Origin of the sequence: Streptomyces sp. NPDC058470, from assembly GCF_042721055.1 — a bacterium.
GTDB lineage: Bacteria > Actinomycetota > Actinomycetes > Streptomycetales > Streptomycetaceae > Streptomyces.
Genome location: NZ_JBHXMF010000079.1, coordinates 1 through 19,149, shown reverse-complemented (window position 1 = coordinate 19,149; position 19,149 = coordinate 1). Strand labels below are relative to the sequence as shown.

Sequence of the window (19,149 nt, the reverse complement as noted above, 5' to 3'; positions counted from 1 at the left end):
CATCACCCGCCCGGGAACGAGCTCAGGGCTTGTCGACCCGCCGACGTCCAGTCGAAGTTCACGCCCATCTGGGCGTACATGGTCGAGTACCCGACGAAGCAGTTGAACTTCTCGACCTTGCCGTGGCGCAGGTACCAGAAGTCGGCGGTCGGCGCGTCGACCCTCGCGCCGGTCGGCTTGACCGTGCCCGCCGGCGACTGCAGGGGCCCTTCGAATGTGCCTTGGATCGACAGCTCGATGCTGACCACGTCACCGTTCACGGTGATGCGCTTGAGGTCCCGGTGGACATCGGGGAAGAGGTTGGCCATGTAGGTCGGAACGCCGCCGAGTGCATCGCCCCGATAGGACTGGCCGGCGACCACGTCGTTGAAGACGCCGTCCTTGGCGAAGCTGTTGACGAACGCGTCGACGTCCAGGCTGTCGCCCTCCGCCACGTGGTAGGCGCGCAGGACGACTGCGAGGTTGGCCCGCTCCTTCCTGGTCAGGTGGCGGTCCGTGAGCGGCGGCTTCGAGAGGTCGCCAGGACTAAGGTCCGCGACGACCGCGGTGCTGCCCGCGGCAGGGCCTGCGGCCTGTGTTGGCGAAGCGGCGATGGAAAGACCACCCAGGATCGCTAGAGCGGCCGTGGCGGTGATCGTCTTCCGGCTGAGCAACTTCATGTCGTGTTCCCCCAGGTTGGTTCTCAGGATCTGAGACCCGTCGCAACGGTCCCTCGCGCTTCCTTGGTAAATCAAACACTCGCTTTAATTTATGAACGGCAGTGCGGGATGTCAAGCAGATGTTTGAGTTGTCTGGTGGCGTCGCGTGCCCCTGGGGCCCGGGGTCCGGCCGGGTTCAGCCTCGATAGGCGAGGCGACTGTTTGACAATGAACTCAAGCGGCTGCTTGAATACATTCTGTGATGCGAGAGGACAAGACAGACCTGCGCCGAGAGGCCGGTCAGCGTACGCGGGACGGTCTGCAGTCGGCCGCCCTGGAGTTGCTCGCGCGGCGAGGCCAGGAGGGCGTGACACTCCGCGAGATCACGGCTCGCGCCGGAGCCAACGTCGCAGCGGTGAGTTACCACTTCGGGTCGCTGAAGGCGCTGTGCGACTCGGCGATCGAGCACGCGTTGGAAAGCTACCTGGACGCGCAGATCCTGGCACTCGGTTCCCTTGGCTCCACGGCGACACTGCAGGAGGTGGCGGGAGCCTTCGCCGGGCCGATGGTGCGCGCGCTGGCGGCCGGTGGGCAGGACCTGGCGGTGATGCGGACCGTGGCGCGCGTCGGCATCGATCCGCCCCGGGGGTGGGAGCGGCTGACCGGCAAGTTCGACCAGAGTCGCCGGGAGGCCCTCCGGGTGCTGACACCCAACCTTCCCGGAGTCGACGAGCAGGAACTGATCTTCCGTACGCGATGCGCAGCCGGCCTGCTGAACTGGCTCGCGCTGGCACCCATCGGCGCCGAGCTGGCCACCATGTCCGCCGAGCAGATCGCGCGACAGCTGGTCCCAGTGGTGGCCGGGGCGTTCCGCGGGGACGCCGCCGTCGGCCGCTGACCAGGCCGAAGACCACCAAAATCCCCACAACTCGAAGGATTGCTGGACAAGGGAGCGGCCGATACCTCGGACGTCAGCTTCTGACCAGCAGCTGAAAATCGAACGTGTACCGGGACGCGCGGTAGATGTGCGTCCCGTACTCGACCGCGCGGCCTGTGTCGTCGTACGCCGTGCGCTGCATGGTGAGCAGGGCCGCCCCCTCCTTCTCGTCGAGGCGGGCGGCCTCCTCGGCGGTGGCCGAGCGGGCGCCGATGGTCTGGCGGGCGCTGTGCAGGGTGATGCCGGCGCTGCGCATCATCCGGTACAGGCCGGTCGACTCCAGCGGGGCGGTGTCGAGTTCGAGCAGGTTCGCGGGCAGGTAGTTGCAGAGGAGGGCCATGGGCTGGCCGTGCGTGGAGCGCAGCCGCTCCAGGAGCGTGACCTCGCTGCCCTCCGTGACGCCGAGGGCGGCCGCGACATCGGCGGTCGCGGGCACGCCCTCGTTGCGCACCACCTGGGTGGAGGGGCCCTGCCCGGCCGACTCCAGGTCGTCGTAGAGGCTGCTGAGCTCCAGTGGCCGCTTGACCTGGCTGTGCACCACCTGCGTACCGACCCCCCGCCGGCGCACCAGCAGGCCCTTGTCGACGAGGGACTGGATCGCCTGGCGGACCGTGGGCCGGGACAGGCCCAGACGCGCCGAGAGGTCGACCTCGTTGCCCAGGAGGTTTCCCGGGGCGAGGGACCCGTGCTCGATCGCCGCCTCCAGTTGTTGCGCGAGCTGGTAGTACAAAGGCACCGGGCTGCTGCGGTTCAGGGCGAAGTTCACGGCGTCGAGCGCGGGGGCGGTCAGGGTGCGGGAGCGGTCACGGATCGCGGCCACGGGGCTCCTCCTCTCGGATCGTCGTGGGGGTCAGGAGTGGCTGGGGAAGCCGAGGTTGATCCCGGCGTCCGACGGGTCCGGCCAGCGCGTGGTGATCACCTTGCCCTGGGTGTAGAAGGCGACGCCGTCGTTGCCGTACACGTGCAGGTCGCCGAAGAGGGAGTCCTTCCAGCCGCCGAAGGAGTGGTAGCCGACGGGGACCGGGATCGGCACGTTCACGCCGACCATGCCCGCCTTGACCTCCAGCTGGAAGCGGCGGGCCGCGCCCCCGTCGCGGGTGAAGATCGCGGTGCCGTTGCCCCAACGGGAGTCGTTGATCAGCTTGATGGCCTCGTCGTACGACTCCGCGCGGACGACGACGAGCACCGGGCCGAAGATCTCGTCGCGGTACGCGTCCGCCGTGAGCGGCACCTTGTCCAGGAGGGAGACGCCGAGGAAGAAGCCGTCCTCGTGGCCCTGCACCGAGTAGCCGGTGCCGTCGACCACGACCTGTGCGCCCTGCTCGGCGGCCGACGCGACGTACGACGCCACCTTGTCGCGGTGCTCGCGGGTGATCAGCGGGCCCATCTCGGAGGCCGGGTCGTTGCCGGGGCCGATGCGCAGCTTTCCGGCGCGCTCGGCGATCTTGGCGACCAGCTCGTCACCGGTGCCGCCCACCGCGACCACGACCGACACGGCCATGCAGCGCTCGCCCGCCGAGCCGTAGGCCGCGTTGATCGCCTGGTCGGCGGCGAAGTCCAGGTCGGCGTCGGGCAGGACCAGCATGTGGTTCTTGGCGCCGCCCAGGGCCTGCACGCGCTTGCCGTGCTCAACCGCCTTGAGCTGGATGTACTTGGCGATCGGCGTCGAGCCGACGAAGGAGACCGCCTCGATGTCTGGGTGCTCCAGAATGCGGTCGACGGCCACCTTGTCGCCCTGTACGACGTTCAGCACGCCGTCCGGCAGGCCTGCCTCGGAGGCCAGTTCGGCCAGCCGGAAGGACGCCGACGGGTCCTTCTCGCTGGGCTTCAGCACGAAGGTGTTGCCGCACGCGATGGCGATCGGGAACATCCACATCGGCACCATGGCCGGGAAGTTGAAGGGCGTGATGCCCGCGACCACGCCCAACGGCTGGCGGATCGAAGCCACATCGACGCGGGTCGACACCTGCGTGGACAGCTCGCCCTTCAACTGCACGCTGATCCCGCAGGCCAGCTCCACGATCTCCATGCCTCGCGCGACCTCGCCGAGGGCGTCAGAGTGCACCTTGCCGTGCTCGGCGGTGATCAGCTCGGCGATCTCGTCGCGGTGTGCGTCCAGCAGCTCGCGGTACTTGAACAGGATCGCCGTCCGCCGGGCGATCGAGGCCGTGCCCCAGCTCTCGAACGCGGCCTTCGCCGAGGCCACGGCGGTGTCCACCTCGTCCACGGTCGCGAAGCCGACCTGCTTCTCCTGGGCGCCGGTGGCCGGGTTGTATACGGGTCCGAAGCGGCCCGACGTGCTCTCGACGGGCTTGCCGTCGATCCAGTGGGTGATGGTCTTCATGGTGCAAAGGCCTTTCGGGGGAGGGGAGTTCAGAGGTGGCGGCGCCGGTCGGCGACCTGGCGGTCGTAGGCCGAGCGGGCGGTCGTCGCGGCCTCGCGTGACGCCACCTCGGCCACGGGGACGTCCCACCAGGCCTCGGCCGGAGGAGCGGTCGGGGTGGCGGTGTCCGTCTCGACGTACACGCAGGTCGGCCGGTCGGAGGCGCGGGCCGTGGCGAGCGCCTCGCGCAGTTCGCGGACCGTCTTGGCGCGCAGTACGTCCATGCCGAGGCTGGCCGCGTTGGCGGCGAGGTCGACCGGGAGCGGGGCGCCGGAGAAGGTGCCGTCGGCGGCGCGGTAGCGGTAGGCGGTGCCGAAACGTTCGCCGCCGACCGACTCGGAGAGGCCGCCGATGGAGGCGTAGCCGTGGTTCTGGATCAGGACCACGTTGACGGGCAGGCGCTCCTGGACGGCGGTGACGATCTCGGTCGGCATCATCAGGTAGGTGCCGTCGCCGACCAGCGACCAGACCGGCGTGTCGGGGGCGGCCTGCTGGACCCCGATGCCGGCCGGGATCTCGTAGCCCATGCAGGAGTAGCCGTACTCCAGGTGGTACTGGCGCGGTCCGCGCGCCCGCCACAGCTTGTGCAGGTCGCCGGGGAGTGAACCAGCCGCGTTGATCACCACGTCGTCGTCGCCCACGATCGCGTCGAGAGCGCCGAGCAGTTGGGTCTGGGTCGGTACGGCGGTCTCGTCGGCGGCGCGGTAGGCCGCCTCGACCACCTGTCCCCAACGCCTCTTGCCGGTGCGGTACTCGGCCTCGTAGCCGGGATCGACGCGGTGGCCTTCCAACGCATCCGCAAGGGCTTCAAGACCGGCCCGCGCATCCGCGACCAGCGTCCGCGCCGCCAGCTTGTGAGCGTCGAACGCGGTGATGTTGAGGTTGACGAAGCGGACGTCCGGGTTCTGGAAGAGGGTGCCGGAAGCCGTGGTGAAGTCGGTGTAGCGGGTGCCGACGCCGATCACGAGATCGGCCGTCCGGGCGAGATCGTCGCTGACCGCCGTCCCGGTGTGGCCGATGCCGCCCAGGTCGGCGGGGTGGTCGTGGCGGAGCGAGCCCTTGCCCGCCTGGGTGGAGGCGACGGGGATGCCGGTGGCGTCCACCAGGGTCTTGAGCGCCTCCTCGGCCCGGCTGTGGTGGACCCCGCCGCCCGCGACGATCAGCGGGCGCCCGGCGGCCCGGATCGCCGCCACCGCCCCCGCCAGCTCGAACGGGTCGGGCGCGGGCCGCCGTACGTGCCAGACGCGCTCGGCGAAGAACTCCTCGGGCCAGTCGTGGGCCTCGGCCTGAACGTCCTGCGGCAGGGCGAGAGTTACGGCTCCCGTCTCAACGGGGTCGGCGAGGACGCGCATGGCGTTCAGGGCGGAGGGGATCAGGGCCTCGGGGCGCGTGATCCGGTCGAAGTAGCGGGACACCGGACGCAGCGTGTCGTTGACCGACAGGTCCGCCTCGACCGGGTGCTCCAACTGCTGGAGGAGCGGGTCGGCGGCACGGGTGGCGAAGTAGTCGCCGGGGAGGAGAAGGACCGGCAGGCGGTTGATCGTGGCCAGCGCGGCGCCCGTGACGAGGTTGGTGGCACCCGGTCCGATGGACGTGGTGACCGCCTGCGCGGACAGCCGGTCGAGGTGGCGGGCGTAGCCGACCGCCGCGTGCACCATGGCCTGCTCGTTGCGCCCCTGGTGGTACGGCATCGTTTCCTCGCCCGCTTCCAGGAGCGCCTGCCCGATGCCCGCCACATTGCCGTGGCCGAAGATGCCCCAGGTACCGGCGATCAGCCGGTGCCGCACGCCGTCGCGCTCGCTGTACTGGGCGGACAGGAAGCGCACCAGGGCCTGGGCGACGGTCAGCCGGCGGGTGGGGGTGCTCATCAGGACTTCTCCGGTGCCGTGTAGAGGGGAAGACGGGGGTCGACGGGCTGCTCGGGCCAGGTGTCGCGGACCCAGGCGTGATCGGGGTGGTCGCAGATCAGCCAGGCGCGGTCGGCCTCGGGGCCCGCCATGACGTTGAGGTAGTACATGTGGTGGCCGGGCACCGCTATGGAGGGCCCGTGCCAGCCGTCGGGGATCAACACGACGTCCCCGCCGCGCACTTCGGCCAGGACGTCCGTGTTACGGCCCTGCCCGGACGGGGAGACGCGCTGGTAGCCGAGCCCGGGCGTGCCCTCGTGGTCGGAGAACTCGAAGTAGTAGATCTCTTCGAGGACGGACTCCTCGCCGGGGCGGTGTTCGTCGTGCTTGTGCGGCGGGAACGACGACCAGTTGCCGCCCGGCGTGATCACCTCGACGGCGATCAGCTTGTCGCACTCGAAGACGCCTGCCGCGCCGAAGTTGTTGACCTGGCGGGAGCTGTTGCCGGTGCCGCGCAGCTCCACCGGCACCGCCGAGGCCGGTCCGTAACGGGCGGGCAGGCGGCGGGTGCAGCGCGCGCCGGTGAGGGCGAAGCGTCCGCCGCCGGTCGACGAGATCGTCGTACGGGCATCGCGTGGGACGTACGCGAAGTCGCTGACGGCGGTGAACACGCTCTTCCGGCCGTGGAGTTGGAAAGTCTCGTGACCGAAGTCGTCGTCGGTGGCGACGGTGCAGGCGCCGCTCAGCGGCAGCACGATCCACTCGCTGTCGCCGGTGTCGAAGGTGTGCCCGCCGCCCGGCGGCAACTCCAGGACGCGCAGGCTGGAGTAGCCCCAGTCGGCGGACTCGGGGGTGACGTCCACGACGTAGGGGCCACCCAGGGCCTTTCCGGCGGGAAGGTGATACGCACTGGTCATCGTGTGCCTCCGGTTCACAACAGGCTCACGGCCGTGTCCACGGCCGTCTCCACGGTGCCCCCGGCGGGGTACAGCAGGGAGCGGCCGACGACCATGCCCTGGACGGTTGGCAGGCGCAGTGCCTTGCGCCAGCGTTCGTACGCGCCCTCCTGGTCGTCCCCGACCTCGCCGCCGAGGAGGACGGCGGGCAGGGTCGACGTCTCCAGGACCTCGGCCATGTCGTCGGGGTCGTGGGTGACGGGGAGCTTCAGCCAGGTGTAGGCGGAGGTGCCGCCCAGGCCCGAGGCGATGGCGATCGAGCGGATGACGGCCTCGGCGGACAGGTCGTTGCGGACCGCGCCGTCGATCCTGCGGGAGATGAACGGCTCGACGAACAGGGGGAGTTGGGCCGCCGCCATGTCGTCGATGGCGCGCGCGGTGGACTCCAGGGTGGTCAGCGAGCCCGCATCGGCGTAGTCGATACGGAGCAGCAGCTTGCCCGCGTCGAAGCGGAGCCGGGCGATGTCCTGGGCCCGGTGGCCGGTGAACCGGTCGTCCATCTCGAAGCTGGCGCCGGACAGGCCGCCGCGGTTCATCGAGCCCATCACGACCTTGCCGTCCAGGACCCCGAGCAGCAGCAGGTCCTCCAGGATGTCGGCGGTGGCCAGCACTCCGTCGACGCCCGGCCGGGACAGCGCGATGCACAGGCGCTCCAGCAGATCGGCCCGGTTCGCCATGGCGCTGCGGCGGTCGCCGACGCCGAGGGCGCCGCGTGCCGGATGGTCGGCGGCCACGATCATCAGCCGGCCGCTGTCACCGAGCAGCGGACGGCGCACCCGTCGGGCGGCCGCCTCGGCGACGGCCTCCGGATGCCGTGCTCTGACCGTGACCAGGTCGGGGATGCTGATGCTCAAGAGAAGCTCCGTTCAGGGGTGGCTCGATCGGCCGCGAACTCCACGGCCTGCTCAGCCGCTCACTTGAGCGCCTGCGCGGGCGCTAACTCCGGCACCTACTCCGGCGCTTACGAGGAGGTCCTCGACCTCGGACCGGGTCGGCATCGCGGAGGAGCAGGCGAGCCGGGAGGCGACGAGGGCGCCGGCCGCGTTGGCGTACCGCATGGTGGTCTCCAACTCCCAGCCGGACAGCAGCCCGTGGCACAGCGAGCCGCCGAACGCGTCGCCCGCGCCGAGGCCGTTGAGCACCTCGACCGGGACCGGTGGCACCTCGGCGGTCGTGCCGTCGCGGTGCATGGCCAGGACGCCCTTGGGACCCTGCTTGACGACGGCGAGTTCGACGCCCGCGTCGAGCAACGCCTGGGCGCAGGCGCGCGGTTCGCGGACGCCGGTGGCGATCTCGCACTCGTCGAGGTTGCCGACCGCGACCGTGGAGTGACGCAGCGCTTCGGCGTAGTACGGGCGGGCCTCCTCCGGGTCCTGCCAGAACATCGGGCGCCAGTCGAGGTCGAAGACCGTGATGCCCGCCCTGTGGCGCGCCTTGAGGGCGGCGAGCGTGGCGGAGCGGCTCGGTTCCTCGCTCAGGCCGGTGCCGGTGATCCAGAAGACGCGAGCCGCGCGGATCGCGAAGAAGTCCAGCTCGTCCGTGCGGATCTCCAGGTCGGGCGCCTTGGGCTGCCGGTAGAAGTACAGCGGGAAGTCGTCCGGCGGGAAGATCTCGCAGAAGGTGACCGGGGTCGGGTACTCGGCGACCGGTGTGACCCAGCGGTCGTCCACGCCGAACTCCCTGAGCGCCTCGTGCAGATAGACGCCGAAGGGGTCGTCGCCGGTGCGGGTGATCACCGCGGTGGTACGGCCGAGCCGGGCGGCCGCGACCGCCACGTTGGTGGCCGAACCGCCGAGGAACTTCCCGAAGGTCTCCACCCGCTCCAGGGGCACGCCTGTCTGCAGCGGGTAGAGATCCACCCCGATGCGGCCCATCGTGATCAGATCGAAGGACTGGGCTGACTCGGCCATGCGCGACGCTCCTCGATCTGGGGGAGGGGGCGGGTCCCAGCGGGCCTGCCGCCTACCAGGTGTAGGTCGCGGAGGGGGACGCTGTCAATAGTTTGTACTTACATTCGGACCTGCTTGTGAAATGATGTCTTAACAAAGTATTGACAGCGGACGCGCCCAGGGATTGGATTCCGTCCCAACACGACAGCCGTTTTTTGCGGCAAAAGACCCGGATCTCCGCAGATCCGGGCCCCCGGATCCTTGTGATCTCTGCTCCCTTTCCCCCGTAGCACAGTGAGGTGCAGGAAAGATGGACCGCTCTTCTCAGACCCGCTTCCGCAGAATGGCCCCCTTCGTAGCCGTGGCCGCGGCAGCGGCCCTGACCCTCGCTGGTTGCTCCAGCAGCTCGGGCGGCAAGAAGTCCGAGGAGAGCGCCGACGGCGCCTCCGCGGGTAAGGCCGACACGCCGCGTATGACGGTCGCCCTGGTCACGCACCAGGCGCCCGGCGACACGTTCTGGGACATCGTCCGCAAGGGCGCCGAGGCCGCCGCCGCCAAGGACAACATCAAGCTCATCTACTCGGCCGACCCGAACGCGGGCAACCAGGCCAACCTCGTCCAGAACGCCATCGACCAGAAGGTCGACGGAATCGCGGTCACCCTCGCCAAGCCCGACGCGATGAAGGACGTCCTGAGCAAGGCGAAGTCCGCGAACATACCCGTGGTCGGCCTCAACTCCGGTGTCAGTGACTGGAAGAGCCTCGGCCTGCTGGAGTTCTTCGGCCAGGACGAGACCGTGGCCGGCGAGGCGCTGGGCAGCAAGCTGAACTCGGAAGGCGCCAAGAAGGTCGTCTGTGTCATCCAGGAGCAGGGCAACATCGGCCTGACCCAGCGCTGCGACGGTGTGAAGAAGACCTTCAGCGGAACCACCGAGACGCTGAACGTCAACGGCACCGACATGCCGTCCGTGAAGTCGACGATCACCGCCAAGCTCACGCAGGACAAGGCCATCGACTACGTGGTCACGCTGGGCGCCCCGTTCGCACTGACCGCCGTGCAGTCGGTGTCCGACGCAGGCAGCCAGGCGAAGATCGCCACCTTCGACCTCAACAAGGATCTGACGAGCGCCATCAGCGCGGGCACCATCCAGTTCGCCGTGGACCAGCAGCCCTACCTCCAGGGCTACCTGTCGGTGGACTCGCTGTGGCTCTACAAGAACAACGGCAACTACAGCGGCGGCGGTGAGCAGCCCGTGCTGACCGGCCCCGCCTTCGTCGACAAGACCAATGTCGACAGCGTCGCCAAGTTCGCCGCCAACGGGACCCGGTGATGAGCATGACCCAGCATGCCGAGCCGGCGGTGAACACACCGCCGGCCTCCGGCCCGAAGCAGACCGACGGCCGGACCGCGCAACGCCCCCTGGCCTTCAGGCTGTTGGCCCGCCCCGAGGTCGGTGTCTTCCTGGGCGCCGCCGCGGTCTACGTGTTCTTCCTGATCTCGGCGCCGCCGGTGCGTGAGGCCAGTTCGATGGCGAACGTGCTGTACGGGTCCTCGACCATCGGCATCATGGCGCTGCCGGTGGCTCTGCTGATGATCGGCGGGGAGTTCGACCTGTCGGCCGGCGTCGCGGTGATCACCTCCGCGCTCACGGCGAGCATGCTCAGCTACCAACTGACCATGAACGTATGGGTCGGTGTGATAGCCGCGCTGGTCGTGTCGCTGGGGATCGGCTTCCTCAACGGCTGGCTGGTGGTCAAGACCGGACTGCCCAGCTTCCTGGTCACCCTGGGCAGCTTCCTGATCCTGCAAGGGGTCAACCTGGCGGTCACCAAGCTGGTCACCGGCAATGTGGCGACCGACGACATCAGCACGATGGACGGCTTCGACCAGGCCAAGAAGGTCTTCGCGTCGAGCTTCGACATCGGCGGCGTGCAGGTGAAGATCACGATCTTCTGGTGGCTGCTCTTCGCGGCGATCGCCACCTGGGTGCTGCTGCGCACCAAGTACGGCAACTGGGTCTTCGCGGTCGGCGGCAACAAGGAGTCCGCGCGGGCCGTCGGTGTGCCGGTGGCCTTCACCAAGATCTCGCTGTTCATGCTGGTCGGCTTCGGCGCCTGGTTCATCGGCATGCACCAGCTGTTCTCCTTCAACACCGTGCAGTCGGGCGAGGGAGTCGGCCAGGAGCTGATCTACATCTCCGCGGCCGTCATCGGCGGTTGTCTGCTGACCGGCGGCGCGGGCTCCGCGATCGGTCCGGTCTTCGGCGCGTTCATGTTCGGCATGGTGCAGCAGGGCATCGTCTACGCCGGCTGGAACCCCGACTGGTTCAAGGCGTTCCTCGGCGTGATGCTGCTCGGCGCCGTCCTGATCAATCTGTGGGTCCAGCGCACAGCGACCCGGAGGTGACCCCTATGACGAACAACGCACCCGGCACCCACGGCGCCATCCTCAAGGACACCGTCCCCCAGGGCGAGGCCCCCCTCGTGGAGCTGCGCAACGCGGGCAAGTCGTACGGCAACATCCGCGCCCTGCACGGCGTCGACCTCACCGTCCGCCCCAGCCAGGTCACCTGCGTGCTTGGCGACAACGGCGCCGGCAAGTCCACCCTGATCAAAATCATCTCCGGGCTGCACCAGCACACCGAGGGCGATTTCCTCGTCGACGGCGAACCGGTGCACTTCACCACCCCGCGCCAGGCCCTCGACCGCGGCATCGCCACCGTCTACCAGGACCTGGCCACCGTCCCGTTGATGCCGGTGTGGCGGAACTTCTTCCTCGGCTCCGAGATGACCAAGGGCCCCTGGCCGGTCCGCCGCCTCGACATCGAGAGGATGAAGAAGACCGCGGACGAGGAGCTCCGCAACATGGGCATCATCCTGGACGACCTGGAACAGCCCATCGGCACCCTCTCCGGCGGCCAGCGCCAGTGCGTAGCCATCGCCCGCGCCGTCTACTTCGGCGCCCGCGTGCTGATCCTGGACGAGCCGACGGCCGCCCTCGGCGTCAAGCAGTCCGGTGTCGTCCTGAAGTACATCGCCGCAGCCCGCGACCGCGGTCTCGGCGTCATCTTCATCACCCACAACCCGCACCACGCCTACATGGTCGGCGATCACTTCAGCGTGCTGCGCCTGGGCACCCTCGAACTCAGCGCGGAGCGCAACGAGATCACCCTCGACGAGCTGACCAACCACATGGCCGGCGGCACCGAACTCGTGGCCCTCAAGAACGAGTTGGCCCAGGTCCGCGGTGTCGACGTGGAGGGTCTCCCCGAGGAGAGGGACCTCAAGGCTCCGGTGACCGCTTCGCCCGAAGGGACCTCCTGACATGCCCGACCGTCCCGTCCTGGACCGCATCCGGGTGGGCTCCGCCCCCGACTCCTGGGGCGTCTGGTTCCCCGACGACCCCCGACAAGTGCCCTGGCAGCGCTTCCTGGACGAGGTCGCCGGGGCCGGCTACTTCTGGATCGAGCTGGGCCCGTACGGCTATCTGCCGACCGACCCGGCCCGGCTGACCGACGAGATCGCCAGGCGCGACCTGAAGGTCTCCGCGGGCACGGTCTTCACCGGCATGCACCGCGGCCCCGCCGTCTGGGACTCCACCTGGGAGCACGTGAGCCAAGTGGCCGCGCTCACCCGGGCGATGGGCGCCGAGCACCTCGTCGTCATCCCCTCCTTCTGGCGGGACGACAAGACCGCCGAGATCCTGGAGCCGCCGGAGCTGACCGGCACGCAGTGGGCCCACCTCACCAAGGGCATGGAACGTCTCGGGCACGAGGTCAAGGAGACGTACGGCCTCGACATCGTCGTGCATCCGCACGCCGACACCCACATCGACACCGAGGACCACGTCGAGCGCTTCCTCGACTCGACCGACTCCGAACTGGTCAACCTCTGCCTGGACACCGGGCACTACGCCTACTGCGGCGGCGACAGCGTCAAGCTGATCGAGACGTACGGCGAACGCATCGGCTATCTCCACCTCAAGCAGGTCGACCCGGAGATCCTTGCGGACGTCACAGCGAACGAGGTTCCCTTCGGGCCCGCCGTGGCGCGCGGAGTGATGTGCGAACCGCCGTCCGGCGTACCGGAGTTGGAGCCGGTGCTGATCGCCGCGCAGCGGCTGGGCGTGCAGCTGTTCGCGATCGTCGAGCAGGACATGTACCCGTGCGAGCCGGACAGGCCGCTCCCCGTCGCCGAGCGCACCCGCAAGTTCCTGCGCTCCTGCGGCGCCTGACGACGGTGGCAGCACCGCGTACAACGGGTCGGTGTGCGCTGCGCTGATCGCCCGGTGACATCGGCCCGCGAGTGAGGTGCGCGGCCGGGCTCGAACCCGGCCGCGCGACCGCACACGTCGATCAGGGAGTTCTTGGTGAGCCGAGCCGCTCCCGGTGCTCCGATGCGCAGTCGGTTGCGGCCCGGTTCACTCAGGCCTGCCGTACCTCCTGGATCGTGACGGGGCGGTGTTCGTGCAGGGACCGGGTGCAGGCGTCGGCGATCCAGCCGGCCTCCAGCGCGTCGGCGACCGTGCACGGGGAGGGCCGGGTGCCGGCCACGACCTCGGTGAACGCGGTGAGTTCGGCCCGGTAGGCGGCCCCGAAGCGGTCCATGAAGAAGTCGTACGGCGTGCCGGCCGGGAAGGTCACGCCGGGCTCGACCGAACGCAGCGGGAGCCTGTCCTCAAGCCCCACGGCGATGGTGTCCTTGAAGCCGTGGATCTCCATGCGGACGTCGTGACCCCGGCCGTTGTGGCGGGAGTTGGAGACCACCGCGACGGTGCCGTCGTCCAGGGTGAGGATCGCGCCGGTGGTGTCGGCGTCGCCCGCCTCCTTGATGTACTCGGCGCCCCGGTTGCCGCCCACCGCGTACACCTCGGTCACCTCCCGGCCGGTCACCCAGCGGATGATGTCGAAGTCGTGGACGCTGCAGTCGCGGAAGATGCCTCCGGACGCGGCGATGTACGCGGCCGGCGGCGGCGCCGGGTCCAGCGTGGTCGACCGTACGGTGTGCAGCTTGCCCAGTTCGCCGGAGCGGACGGCGGCGCGCGCGGCCACGAAGCCGGCGTCGAAGCGGCGGTTGTAGCCGATCTGGATCGGCACCTCGCTGCCCTGGACGGCCTTGAGCACCTCGACGCCCTCGCGCATGGTCCTGGCGACGGGCTTCTCGCAGAAGACGGGGATGCCTGCCTCGACGGCGGCGAGGATCAGGCCCGGGTGGGCGTCCGTCGCCGCGGCGATCACGACACCGTCCACCCCGGCGGCCAGCACGGCCTCGGGGGAGTCCGCGACCTCGGCGCCGAACCGCTCGGCGGCCTTCTTCGCGGCCTCCGCGAACGGGTCGGCCACGACGAGGGACTCGACCGCGTCGAGTCCGGAGAGGGTCTCGGCGTGGAAGGCGCCGATGCGGCCGAGGCCGAGGATTCCGATGCGCATGGGGTTCTTGCTCCTTGGGAGGTACGGGTTCTTATAAGGGGGTCAGTCGAGTCCGCCGAGGACGTTCTGGTCCCAGTCGATGACCGAACCGGTGACCACCCCGGACCGGTCGGACAGCAGGAACACCACGAAGTCGGCGATCTCGTCGGGCTGGCCGAGCTTGCCCATCGGGAGCCGTTCGGCGGCCTGTTCGAGCCAGTCGTCACCGGCGCCGTGGAAGGCCCGCTGGGTCGCGTCCTCGCCCTCGGTCGCGGTCCAGCCGATGTTCAGCCCGTTGATCCGGACCCGGTCGAAGCGGTGCGCGTGCGCGGCGTTGCGGGTCAGTCCGATCAGCCCGGCCTTCGCGGCGACGTACGGCGCCAGGAAGGGCTGCCCGCCGTGCGCCGAGGACGTGATGATGTTGACGACCGTGCCGGGCGCCTTGCGCGCCACCATGTCCGCGACCACCGCCTGCATCGCGAAGAACGGCGCCTTCAGGTTGATCGCGATGTGCTGGTCGAACAGCTCGGGCGTGGTGTCGAGCAGCGTGCCGCGCGAGGTGAGCCCGGCGGAGTTGACCAGGCAGTCCACCCGGCCCTGCGCGGCGATGACCTCGGCTGCGGATGCCTTCGCCTGCCCGGCGTCCGCCAGGTCGGCGCGTATGAACATCGCCTTGCCGCCCGCCTCGGTCAGCTCGGCCACCAGGGCCTCACCGGGCTCGCGGCGGCGGCCGGTGACGGCCACCACCGCGCCCTCGCGCACGGTGGCGCGGGCGATCGCGGCGCCCACGCCCTGGCTGCCGCCGTTGACGAGGACGACCTTGTCGTCGAGAAGTCCCATGGTGTTCCTCAGCTCTCGCGTCGTCCGGCACCGGCCCGCAGCTCCTCGCGGAGCGCCTCCGGGGTCCATTCCTCGCGCACCGCACGGCGTACGAGGTCCGCCTGCGAGGGCGGCGCCAGGCCGTCGACCGGCGGGTCGCTGTCGAGGTTGGTGGGGAAGGGGTAGCCCTCGGCGCAGGCCGCGATCACCGTGTCCAGCCACTCCTGGCCCGCGCCCGCGGCCTTGCGCTTCAGCAGCACGGGGAAGACCGCGTCGGTCACCGCCTCGCGGTCCACCGTCTCCATCGCCCGCCCGAACGCGGAGGACACCTGGAGCAGGTTGGCCATGCGCCGGACGTCCGCCGTGCGGTTGGTGCCGGCGGCGTGGAAGAGCGCGGGGTTGAAGAAGGCGGCATCGCCCTTGGCGAGCGGGAGTTGGATGTGATGGGCCTCGAAGTAGGCCTGGAACTGCGGGAGTCGCCAGGCCAGATAGCCCGGCTCGTACTTCTGGGAGTGCGGCAGGTACATCGTCGGACCCGACTCGACCGGCATGTCGCAGTGTGCGACCGCCCCTTGGAGCGTGAGCACGGGGGAGAGGCGGTGCACGTGCGCCGGGTAGGAGGCGGCGACCTCGTTGGTGAGGAAGCCGAGGTGGTAGTCGCGGTGCACGGTCTGCGCCGCGCCGCCCGGGTGGACCACGTTGACCTGCGAGGTGACCTGGTAGCCGGGGCCGAGCCAGGCGGTGGACACCAGGGCCAGGATGTCGTTCGCGTAGTAGTCGGCGAACGCCTCCGGGTCGTGGAGGGCGGCCTTCTCCAGGGCGTTCCACACCCGGTCGTTGGCCCCCGGCTTGGCGAAGTGGTCCCCGGCGCCCGCGCCCGAGGCGCGCTGCTCGGCGATCAGGGCGTCGAACACCGCGGTCGTACGGTCGACGACCGAGGTGTCCGGGAAGGCGCCCTGGAGGACCACGATGCCGGGCCCCTCGGCGAGGGCCCGGACCAGTTCGGCCTGGACCTCGCGGCGCTCGCCGGCCGCCACGGACTTGCGCAGCCGGTCACTGTCGTAGACGAGGACGTTCCGCTGTACCGAGGAGGCGTACGGAAACTCGGAGAGGTCGGTCGGCCGCTCGACCAGCGCACGGAAGGCGTCGAGGTCGCAGTCCTGCTCGGAGAGCCAGGCGCGGCGTTCTGCGGAAGTGAAGGACATCGTCGTCCCCTCGGGTCATGGACCGGTGCGGCTCTGTCATTCTTGTCATGACAAACCCGTCGAACAACCAGCAGGAACCCTTCAAAAACCCCTCAGGGAGCCGTCGCATGGGCCACCCCTTCCCGATCCGGGAAATCGCACGTCAGGCAGGTCTGAGCGAGGCCACCGTGGACCGGGTCCTGAACGGCCGGGGCGGCGTGCGGGACAGCACCGTGCGTGAGGTCCGCCTGGCCATCGCCGACCTGGACCGGCAGCGCACCCAGGTCCGGCTGGTCGGCCGTACGTTCATGATCGACATCGTGATGCAGACACCGGAGCGGTTCTCCACCGCCGTACAGGCCGCCCTGGAGGCCGAGCTGCCCGACCTGCACCCGGCGGTCGTGCGCTCACGTTTCCACTTCCGCGAGACCGGGCCGGTGGAGGAACTGGTCGGGACGCTGGACCGGATCGCGCGACGCGGCTCGCAGGGCGTGATTCTCAAGGCCCCGGACGTGCCGGAGGTGACCGCCGCCGTCGGCCGGCTCGTCGCCGCCGGGATCCCCGTCGTCACCCTGGTCACCGACCTGCCCACGAGCGCCCGGCTCGGCTACGTCGGCATCGACAACCGGGCGGCGGGCGCGACGGCCGCCTACCTCATGGGCCAGTGGCTCGGCGAACGGCCCGGCAATGTGCTGACCAGCCTCAGCAGCGGCTTCTTCCGCAACGAGGAGGAGCGCGAGATGGGTTTCCGGGGCGCGATGCGCGCCCGGCACCCGGAGCGGACCCTCGTCGAGATCGCCGAGGGGCAGGGCCTGGACGCCACCGAGTACGACCTCGTCCGGGCGGCGCTCAAGCGCGACCCGGACATCCGGGCGGTCTACTCGATCGGCGGCGGCAACATCGCGACCCTGCGCGCCTTCGCGGACCTGGGCCGCGAGTGCGCCGTGTTCATCGCCCACGACCTCGACCACGACAACACCCGGCTGCTGCGCGAACACCGCCTCTCCGCCGTGCTCCACCACGATCTGCGCCAGGACATGCGCGAGGCCTGCCGCCTGGTCATGCGGGCCCACGACGCCCTGCCACCCGCCGGTCCGACACCGCCGTCCACGATCCAGGTCGTCACGCCCTACAACATGCCTACGACGACGCCACGTTGACCCAGGAGCGGCTCTGTGCCGACCGCGCCATGGCATCGAGTACGGCCGCACCGCGCACGGCGTCCCGGAGCGTGGCACCGTACGGTTTCCCCTCGGCGACGGAACGCAGGAAGCGGTACGCCTCGATCACCTTCAGGTCGTCGTAGCCCATGGCGTTGGCGGCGCCCGGCTGGAAGGCGCCGAACTCCCCGTCGCCAGGCCCGACATACACCGTGCTCACCGGCTGGTCCTGATACGTCGTACCGCGGCTGACGCCCAGCTCGTTCATCCGGCGGAAGTCCCAGAACACCGCGCCCTTGGTGCCGTGCACCTCGAAGCCGTAGGGGCGCTGTCGGCGGGTGGGTTGACGGGCCGTGGGGCCGGTCACCTGCCGATGGCCGGGGTGCAACGGGCGCCGTCAGCGGCTGGGTTCACGGGCCGACGGTCGGCCGCACGTCTGCGTGATCGTCATCTTGGGCACGCCGTGTCCGGGCTCGGGTAGGCCGACTTCGGCCGTCAGTGGCTCTTTTTCGCCGGTGTGGGGTCCTCGACGGCTGGGCAATGATCTTCCTTGGCTTGGAGGGAAGTTGCCTGTGGGGGGAAACGTGACTGTGTGCGTGATCGGTGCGGGTTTGTCGGGTCTGGCGACCGCGCACGCTCTCGCGGCCAGGGGCGTCGATTTCGTCTGCCTCGAGAAGGCACCGGACGTCGGAGGGATCTGGCGTCAGCCGCAGGCGGGGGAACGAGGTCCGGGTTACCTGGCTCTGCACCTGAACTCCGCCAAGCAGCTGACCGGTTACGCCGATTTCCCGATGCCGGACTCCTTTCCCCTCTACCCGCGGCACAGCGCGGTCGCCGACTATCTGCGTTCTTTCGCGCAGTGGGCTGACGTACAGCCACATATCGAACTGCGCACCGAAGTGGAGTCCGTGCGCCAGGATCCTGACGGCGTATGGACGGTCGTCAGCCGGGACGTGGGCGGAGTATTGGCATCGCGGCGGTTCGAGCATGTGATCGTCGCTTCGGGGCACAACACGAAGCCGGTTTTCCCGGACCCGCTGCCGGCTGGCTCCCACTCGTACGGCGGAACGATTCTGCACTCCATCGACTATCGCGACGGCAGCGACTTCCAGGGGAAACGCGTCATCGTGGTGGGGCTCGGCGCGTCGGCGGTGGACATCGCGGCGGACGTCTCCCGGCACGCCGCACGGACCCTGCTCTCGGTGCGCCGCGGGCTCCACATCGTGCCCAAGCAGCTCTATGGCATGTCGCTCGACGAGATAGCCAATGCCCCGTGGTGGACCCGGATGGCCTTGCCCGAGCAGCGTCATTTCGTCGAGCAGTCGCTGCTCGTCGCGCGGGGGAGGCTGACCGACTACGGCCTTCCCGAACCCGACCATCGGATCTTCTCCTCGGCCGTCACCATCTCGGACGAGATTCTCAGCCGAATACGTCATGGCGCGGTGATCCCCAGACCGGCGATCGAGTCCATGGAGGGAAGACGGGTTCTCTTCACCGACGGAAGCTCCGAAGAGGCCGACGCGATCGTCTACTGCACCGGGTACCGCATGGCCTTCCCGTTCCTTCCCGCTGGATGGCCTGCGGGCCCGGAGGGAATGGTCGAGCTGTACAAACGTGTCGTCGCACCGGATCACCCCGGCCTGTACTTCGTCGGCCTGGTCCGCCCCGTGGGCACGATCACCCGCCTCGTCGAAGCCCAGGCGCGCTGGGTGGCGCGGATCGTCGACGGCGAGGTCGTCCTGCCGTCCGCCGAGGTCATGAGCAAGGAGATCAGCGCCTACCTGCGTGGCATCGTCGACCGCTACGGGAAGGCAGAGGGGTCCTCCATCCAGGTCGACGTCGTTCCGTATCTCCAGGAACTGAGCGACGAACAGGACGACTCGTACGCGTCGTAGGCGAAGCTCCTGCCGGACGTGGTCCGGTGCTGCC

The 19,149-nt window shown here is 69.6% G+C and carries 17 protein-coding genes and 1 pseudogene; 7 read left to right on the top strand and 11 right to left on the bottom strand.

Annotated elements, in window-relative coordinates:
- Positions 1-2 precede the first annotated feature (2 nt).
- Positions 3-659: a nuclear transport factor 2 family protein gene (locus tag ACFWP7_RS38035; protein WP_384391644.1), complete on the bottom strand. Its 657-nt coding sequence runs from the start codon at positions 657-659 to the stop codon at positions 3-5.
- Positions 660-900: 241 nt separating this feature from the next.
- On the opposite strand from ACFWP7_RS38035, the gene ACFWP7_RS38030 reads away from it, so the two are divergent.
- Entirely contained in the window at positions 901-1,536 is a 636-nt protein-coding gene (locus tag ACFWP7_RS38030) for a TetR/AcrR family transcriptional regulator (RefSeq protein WP_384391641.1), read from the top strand.
- A gap of 73 nt (positions 1,537-1,609) precedes the next feature.
- Here ACFWP7_RS38030 and ACFWP7_RS38025 read toward each other — a convergent pair whose 3' ends face one another.
- The 6 genes from ACFWP7_RS38025 to iolC are packed head-to-tail and all read right to left on the bottom strand — an operon-like array spanning position 1,610 to position 8,671.
- Complete coding sequence (locus ACFWP7_RS38025; protein ID WP_384391638.1) at positions 1,610-2,395, bottom strand: GntR family transcriptional regulator; 786 nt, start codon at positions 2,393-2,395, stop codon at positions 1,610-1,612.
- Positions 2,396-2,425: 30 nt separating this feature from the next.
- Positions 2,426-3,919, bottom strand: a complete 1,494-nt coding sequence (locus ACFWP7_RS38020; protein WP_384391636.1) for a CoA-acylating methylmalonate-semialdehyde dehydrogenase — start codon at positions 3,917-3,919, stop codon at positions 2,426-2,428.
- 29 nt (positions 3,920-3,948) lie between these two features.
- Positions 3,949-5,826: a 3D-(3,5/4)-trihydroxycyclohexane-1,2-dione acylhydrolase (decyclizing) gene (gene iolD / locus ACFWP7_RS38015; RefSeq protein ID WP_384391633.1), complete on the bottom strand. Its 1,878-nt coding sequence runs from the start codon at positions 5,824-5,826 to the stop codon at positions 3,949-3,951.
- Positions 5,826-6,722 carry a 5-deoxy-glucuronate isomerase gene (iolB, locus tag ACFWP7_RS38010; RefSeq protein ID WP_384391630.1) on the bottom strand — a complete coding sequence of 299 codons (897 nt, stop codon included), beginning with the start codon at positions 6,720-6,722 and terminating at the stop codon, positions 5,826-5,828. Before iolB ends, iolD begins: the two co-directional genes overlap by 1 nt.
- Before the next feature lie 14 nt (positions 6,723-6,736).
- Positions 6,737-7,615 carry a deoxyribose-phosphate aldolase gene (locus ACFWP7_RS38005; protein ID WP_384391627.1) on the bottom strand — a complete coding sequence of 293 codons (879 nt, stop codon included), beginning with the start codon at positions 7,613-7,615 and terminating at the stop codon, positions 6,737-6,739.
- A 51-nt stretch (positions 7,616-7,666) separates the two neighbouring features.
- Complete coding sequence (iolC, locus tag ACFWP7_RS38000) at positions 7,667-8,671, bottom strand: 5-dehydro-2-deoxygluconokinase (protein WP_384391624.1); 1,005 nt, start codon at positions 8,669-8,671, stop codon at positions 7,667-7,669.
- Between the two features lie 289 nt (positions 8,672-8,960).
- Between iolC and ACFWP7_RS37995 the strand changes: the two genes are divergently transcribed.
- Genes ACFWP7_RS37995 through ACFWP7_RS37980 form a run of 4 tightly spaced genes read left to right on the top strand, consistent with a single transcriptional unit; the run spans position 8,961 to position 12,883 of the window.
- Positions 8,961-9,980 (top strand): sugar ABC transporter substrate-binding protein, encoded by a 1,020-nt coding sequence (locus ACFWP7_RS37995; protein WP_384391622.1) that lies wholly within the window; start codon positions 8,961-8,963, stop codon positions 9,978-9,980.
- Positions 9,980-11,056, top strand: a complete 1,077-nt coding sequence (locus ACFWP7_RS37990) for an ABC transporter permease (RefSeq protein ID WP_384391619.1) — start codon at positions 9,980-9,982, stop codon at positions 11,054-11,056. The genes ACFWP7_RS37995 and ACFWP7_RS37990 overlap by 1 nt, the downstream gene beginning before the upstream one ends.
- A gap of 5 nt (positions 11,057-11,061) precedes the next feature.
- Positions 11,062-11,973 carry an ATP-binding cassette domain-containing protein gene (locus ACFWP7_RS37985; protein ID WP_384391617.1) on the top strand — a complete coding sequence of 304 codons (912 nt, stop codon included), beginning with the start codon at positions 11,062-11,064 and terminating at the stop codon, positions 11,971-11,973.
- A gap of 1 nt (position 11,974) precedes the next feature.
- Complete coding sequence (locus ACFWP7_RS37980) at positions 11,975-12,883, top strand: sugar phosphate isomerase/epimerase family protein (protein ID WP_384391614.1); 909 nt, start codon at positions 11,975-11,977, stop codon at positions 12,881-12,883.
- A gap of 190 nt (positions 12,884-13,073) precedes the next feature.
- Here ACFWP7_RS37980 and ACFWP7_RS37975 read toward each other — a convergent pair whose 3' ends face one another.
- The 3 genes from ACFWP7_RS37975 to ACFWP7_RS37965 are packed head-to-tail and all read right to left on the bottom strand — an operon-like array spanning position 13,074 to position 16,081.
- Positions 13,074-14,078 carry a Gfo/Idh/MocA family oxidoreductase gene (locus ACFWP7_RS37975; RefSeq protein WP_384391611.1) on the bottom strand — a complete coding sequence of 335 codons (1,005 nt, stop codon included), beginning with the start codon at positions 14,076-14,078 and terminating at the stop codon, positions 13,074-13,076.
- A 42-nt stretch (positions 14,079-14,120) separates the two neighbouring features.
- Positions 14,121-14,897, bottom strand: a complete 777-nt coding sequence (locus tag ACFWP7_RS37970) for an SDR family oxidoreductase (RefSeq protein WP_384391608.1) — start codon at positions 14,895-14,897, stop codon at positions 14,121-14,123.
- Between the two features lie 8 nt (positions 14,898-14,905).
- Positions 14,906-16,081: a phytanoyl-CoA dioxygenase family protein gene (locus ACFWP7_RS37965; RefSeq protein ID WP_384391605.1), complete on the bottom strand. Its 1,176-nt coding sequence runs from the start codon at positions 16,079-16,081 to the stop codon at positions 14,906-14,908.
- A gap of 107 nt (positions 16,082-16,188) precedes the next feature.
- On the opposite strand from ACFWP7_RS37965, the gene ACFWP7_RS37960 reads away from it, so the two are divergent.
- Positions 16,189-17,220, top strand: a complete 1,032-nt coding sequence (locus tag ACFWP7_RS37960; protein ID WP_384391602.1) for a LacI family DNA-binding transcriptional regulator — start codon at positions 16,189-16,191, stop codon at positions 17,218-17,220.
- Here ACFWP7_RS37960 and ACFWP7_RS37955 read toward each other — a convergent pair.
- A pseudogene (locus tag ACFWP7_RS37955) lies at positions 17,201-17,551 on the bottom strand (Gfo/Idh/MocA family oxidoreductase); the annotation flags it as partial. The gene ACFWP7_RS37960 and the pseudogene ACFWP7_RS37955 overlap by 20 nt on opposite strands.
- 253 nt (positions 17,552-17,804) lie before the next feature.
- Between ACFWP7_RS37955 and ACFWP7_RS37950 the strand changes: the two are divergent.
- The gene (locus ACFWP7_RS37950) at positions 17,805-19,115 is read left to right on the top strand and encodes a flavin-containing monooxygenase (RefSeq protein ID WP_384391599.1); all 1,311 of its coding nucleotides are present in this window, start codon (positions 17,805-17,807) and stop codon (positions 19,113-19,115) included.
- Positions 19,116-19,149: the final 34 nt, after the last annotated feature.